The 4,875-nt window shown below is 67.3% G+C and carries 4 protein-coding genes and 1 pseudogene; 2 read left to right on the top strand and 3 right to left on the bottom strand.

What is annotated here, in order from left to right; genetic code table 11:
• Both KZA10_RS17905 and KZA10_RS08080 read right to left on the bottom strand, forming a co-directional pair.
• Positions 1–216 (bottom strand): annotated as a pseudogene (locus KZA10_RS17905) (hypothetical protein); the annotation flags it as partial.
• Positions 217–218: 2 nt separating this feature from the next.
• Positions 219–1,496 carry a DUF445 domain-containing protein gene (locus KZA10_RS08080; protein WP_127482781.1) on the bottom strand — a complete coding sequence of 426 codons (1,278 nt, stop codon included), beginning with the start codon at positions 1,494–1,496 and terminating at the stop codon, positions 219–221.
• A gap of 104 nt (positions 1,497–1,600) precedes the next feature.
• Between KZA10_RS08080 and KZA10_RS08085 the strand changes: the two genes are divergently transcribed.
• On the top strand, positions 1,601–1,873 hold the full coding sequence (locus KZA10_RS08085) for a metal-sensitive transcriptional regulator (RefSeq protein WP_017828890.1): 273 nt from the start codon (positions 1,601–1,603) through the stop codon (positions 1,871–1,873).
• 62 nt (positions 1,874–1,935) lie between these two features.
• Here the strand turns inward: KZA10_RS08085 and KZA10_RS08090 are convergent, their stop codons facing one another.
• Positions 1,936–3,486 (bottom strand): amino acid permease, encoded by a 1,551-nt coding sequence (locus tag KZA10_RS08090; protein ID WP_141385887.1) that lies wholly within the window; start codon positions 3,484–3,486, stop codon positions 1,936–1,938.
• A gap of 105 nt (positions 3,487–3,591) precedes the next feature.
• Here KZA10_RS08090 and KZA10_RS08095 point away from each other — a divergent pair.
• Positions 3,592–4,875: glutamine synthetase family protein (locus tag KZA10_RS08095; RefSeq protein WP_218682607.1), on the top strand; the 1,284-nt coding region annotated here is incomplete at its 3' end.

A 4,875-nucleotide genomic window follows, 5' to 3' on the forward strand; every position in this document is an offset into this window, starting at 1 on the left:
CATGTGGATGTTGGCGGGGTCGACCTCCATGAGCGCTATCACAGCGGCGCCGGAGCGCTCGTGCTCGGCGATCATGTCGGTGAGGAGCGAGTCGCGCTCGTCGATGAGGTCGTCTCCGAGGAGCACGACGGCGTCGGCGGTGCCGTCGAATGCGGGCCAGGATCCGGCACGCGGCCAGAGCGGGTCGTTGCTGAGCTGTGCGGTGTGGGGGCTCATGATCAGACTCCGGGGATCAGGGCGTGGGCGATGGAGAAGATGACGAGACCTGCCAGCGCGCCGACGAACGTGCCGTTCAGTCGGATGTACTGCAGGTCGCGGCCGACCATCAGCTCGATCTTCTCGGTCGTCTCGGCCGGGTCCCAGCGCTCGACGGTGTCGGTGATGATCGAGGCGATGTCGTGCCGGTAGCGGTCGACGAGGAATACGGCCGCGTCCGACACCCAGGTGTCGACGCGGTGCTGCAGCGCGGTGTCGGTCGTGAGGCGTTCTCCGACCTCCTGCAGGGCCTGTACCGCGCGGCGGCGCAGACCGCTCTCCGGATCTGCGAGGGCGCTGAGCAGACCGTTCTTCGCGGTGTTCCACGCCTCGGCGGCCAGGGCGCCCACACGCGGGCTGTCGAAGAGCGAGGCCTTGGCGTTCTCGAGCTTCGCGCGGGTCGCCGGGTCGTTCTGCAGACTGTCCGCCAGACGCGTCAGATACCCGTCGACGGCGATGCGGGCCGGGTGATGCGGGTCGGCCTGCACGGCATGCACGAACTTGACGGCCTCGTGGTAGACCGTGTCGTCGACGAAGCGATGAGCCAGCTTCGGCACCCATCCTGGCAGGCGACGGGAGACGAGTCCGCTGAACGATTCGGCATTCGCGTCGAGCCAGCGCGCGATGCTGTCGGCGGCCAGGTCGACGGCGCCGTGATGGGCGTCGGCCTCGACGATCTTCTCGAGCCAGGCTCCCGCGGGCGGACCCCACTCGGGGTCGACCAGGTGCTCACGGGCGAGGTCGGTGATGAGGTCTCGTACATCATCATCGCTCAGCGCGTTGAGCACGGCCGTGGCGATGGTCGCGCCCTCGGCGCCCACTCGCTCGGCGTGCGGGGCTTCGCGCAGCCATTCGCCCGCGCGGAGCGCGATCCGCGTGCTCGACAACTTGGTGCGCACCACGTCGGCGGCGAGGAAGTTCGTCTCCACGAACTCGCCGAGCGTGCGGCCGATCTCGTCCTTGCGGTTGGGGATGATCGCGGTGTGCGGGATCGGGAGGCCGAGCGGACGGCGGAACAATGCGGTGACGGCGAACCAGTCCGCGAGCGCACCCACCATGCCGCCCTCGGCCGCAGCGCGCACATAGGCGAGCCCCTCGAACCGCTGCTGGAACGCGAAGGCGAACACGAAGACGACGGCCATGAACACCAGAGCTCCGAGGGCGACGGCCTTCATTCTTCGGAGCGCGCGCAGGCGCTCCTGGTCGGAGGGGGACAGCATCGCCATCGGTGTTCGCGGCATGACGTCATCCTTTCACGCCGTCGTCGTCGCGGTGCCGACGGCGCAGGTGCGGTGTCTCGGTGCTCAGACAGCCGTCCGCCTCGACGGACGAGTACCCTCAAGGGGTGATCGAAGACATCAAGAAGCGTGCTCTGCACCGCACCAGCATCCTCGAGGGCCAGATGCGCGGCGTCGCGCGGATGATCGAGAACGAGGAGTACTGCATGGACATCATCACGCAGTCCCGCGCCATCCAGCGCTCGCTGGAGTCGTTGAACCGCCTGCTGCTGGAGAACCACCTCCGCACACACGTCACCCACATGTTCGACGAGGGCGGCGAGGAGCGCGACAAGGCCGTCGTCGAACTCCTCAAGGCCTTCGACTTCGACCGCAAGTAGGGCGTTCCGAGCCGGGCACGACACAGCGCCCCGACGGAGTCGTCGAGGCGCTGCGCGGTGATTCACCTGCCGCTGTCGTCGAAGACCTCACCCTCCATGGCGTCGTAGCCCTCGGCCTGCGGGTCGCCGTGGGTGCCGCCCGAGATCGCGTACTCCTCCTCGGGGGATAGCACCAGGCGGTGTCGGAAGAAGAGTCCGAACCCGAGCAGGATCACGACGTAGACGATCGCGATCGCGACGATCGCCGGGCCGAACGTGGGGTTGAGCAGGAACCCGACGAAGATCAGCGCGGCGATCACCAGCGCGACCGCGGCGCCGGGGATGCCCCACGGGCTGCGGTACGGACGGTCGACGTTCGGGTACTTCTTGCGCAGGATCATGAACGAGACCAGCTGGAGGCCGTAGGCCAGCACGGCTCCCCACACGGCGATGTTCAGCACGATCGCACCGGCGACGGAACCCGCACCCTCGGCGTCGACGGCTGCGAGGACGTCGAGCACGATGAGGGCGACGAAGCCGATCGCCGCACCCACGACGAGGGCGACCCACGGGGTCTGGCGCTTGCCGGTCAGTGACAGGAAGCGCGGGTAGTAGCCGGCGCGTGACAGCGAGTACATGTTGCGGCCGTAGGCGAACATGATCCCCTGCAGCGAGGCGAGCAGTCCGATGAGGGCGAAGAGGGCGAGCACGGCGGCGAGCTGATCGCCGACGATCGCACGGAAGCCGTCGAGCAGCGGCTCGCCCGCAGTGCCGGTGGCCTCGGCGCCGATCACGCCGGTGTTCAGGAACAGCACGAGCAGACCCGTGACGATGAGCGTGCCGCGAGCCCAGAATCCGGCCTTCGGGATGTCGCGGGTCGGGTTGTGCGACTCCTCGGCGGCCAGCGGCAGTTCTTCGATACCGAGGAAGAACCACATCGCGAACGGGAGAGCGAACAGGATCGGCAGCACGCCGTGCGGCAGGAACTCCGTCTGGCCGGGGTCGGGAGCGATGTCCCACAGTGCGTCCCAGCTGAAGGCGCCGGAGAAGACCGCCATCGCGGAGAAGACCAGGATGATGCCGATCGAGATGATCGAGACGACGATCGCGAAGCGGAAGGAGATCGCCGCACCCGCGGAGTTCAGAGCGATGAAGACGATGTAGAGGATGAGGTACCAGGCCCACCCCGGCAGCTCGAGGCCGAGCAGCTCACTGGTGATGCCGTTCGCATACGACGCCGAGAAGTAGACGATCACCGCCGTGGTGGCGACGTACTCGATCGTCTCGGCCGCCCCGGTCACGAGACCACCCCAGGGTCCCATCGCCGATCGTGCGAAGGAGTACGCGCCACCGGTGTGCGGCATCATCGCGGCCATCTCGCCGATCGCGAAGATCATGCCGTAGTACATGAGCACGAGGATCGCGAAGGCGATCAGCATCCCGCCGAAGCCCGCGAAGTCGATGCCGAAGTTCCAGCCGGAGAAGTCGCCGGAGATGACGGCAGCGACCGCGAGGCCCCACAGGCCCCAGACGCCGGCGGATCTCTTCAGCGTCCGTTTCTCGAAGTACTCGCTCCCGGCACGTGTATAGGTCGCCCCAGCGACCTTGCGGGATTCATTGCTCTGCTCAGACATCCGCTCTCCGTTCGCATGCACACAGGCGCCGGGTGCACCTTGCGGATGATTGTGGCAGTCAATGGTGGTTTCGTCTACCTTTAAACGCGACAGTGATCTACTCTGATGGCGAAGCCGGTCGGTCGATCGCTTCACCACGACGACGGGAGCGAGAAGATGACGGGAAACCTCAGCATCGAGCAGCTGGATGCCGGCATCGCCGCCGGTGAGATCGACACGGTGATCGTGGCCTTCGCCGATGCGCAGGGTCGGCTGGTCGGAAAGCGGGTCTCCGCGCGGCTGTTCCAGGAGGACATCCTGCATCACGGCGCCGAGGCCTGCGACTACCTGCTGTCCGTCGACGTCGACATGAACACGGTCGACGGCTACGCGATGTCGGGCTGGAACCGCGGCTACGGCGACATGGTGCTGCGCCCTGATGTCGCGACCCTGCGGCGGATGCCGTGGCTCGAGGGCAGCGTGCTGATCATGGCCGACCTGGTCTGGCAGAACGGCGAGCCCGTCGGCCCCTCGCCGCGCGCGATCCTCGACCGGCAGCGCGACCGGCTCGCAGAGCGCGGATGGACGGCCTTCTCCGGCACCGAGCTCGAGTTCATCGTGTTCGAGAACACCTACCGCGACGCCTGGGCGCGCAAGTACGAGGGGCTGACACCGGCCACCGACTACAACGTCGACTACAACCTGCAGGCCTCGACCCGCATGGAACCGCTGCTGCGCGACATCCGCCTCGGCATGGACGGAGCGGGTCTCTACTGCGAAGGCGTGAAGGGCGAGTGCAACCTCGGACAGCAGGAGATCGCGTTCCGCTACGCCGAGGTGCGCGAGACGGCCGACCAGCACGTGATCTACAAGAACGGCGCGAAGGAGATCGCCGCGCAGCACGGGCAGTCGCTCACGTTCATGGCGAAGTTCAACGAGCGCGAGGGCAACAGCTGTCACATCCACCTCTCCCTGCGCGCCGACGACGGGACGCCGGTGATGGCCGGCGACGGTGCGCACGGCTTCAGCCCCGTCATGGAGCACTGGATCGCCGGCATCCTCGCCACCCTGCGCGAGTTCACGCTGCTGTATGCGCCTAACATCAACTCGTACAAGCGCTTCGCGAAGGGCAGCTTCGCCCCGACCGGCGTGGCCTGGGGCATCGACAACCGTACCTGTGCGCTGCGCGTGATCGGCAGCGGATCGGGGCTGCGGGTCGAGAACCGGGTGCCCGGCGGCGACGTGAACCCGTACATGGGCATCTCGGCGATCATCGCCGGTGGCCTGTACGGCATCGAGAACGAGTTGGCCCTGCCCGAGCGGTTCGAGGGCAACGCCTACGAGGCGGGCGTCGACCACCTGCCGACGACCTTGCGCGAGGCCGCACAGCTGTTCAGCGCGTCGACCATC

The sequence above is a fragment of the Microbacterium sp. BF1 genome, assembly GCF_019279095.1.
Classification (GTDB): domain Bacteria; phylum Actinomycetota; class Actinomycetes; order Actinomycetales; family Microbacteriaceae; genus Microbacterium; species Microbacterium maritypicum.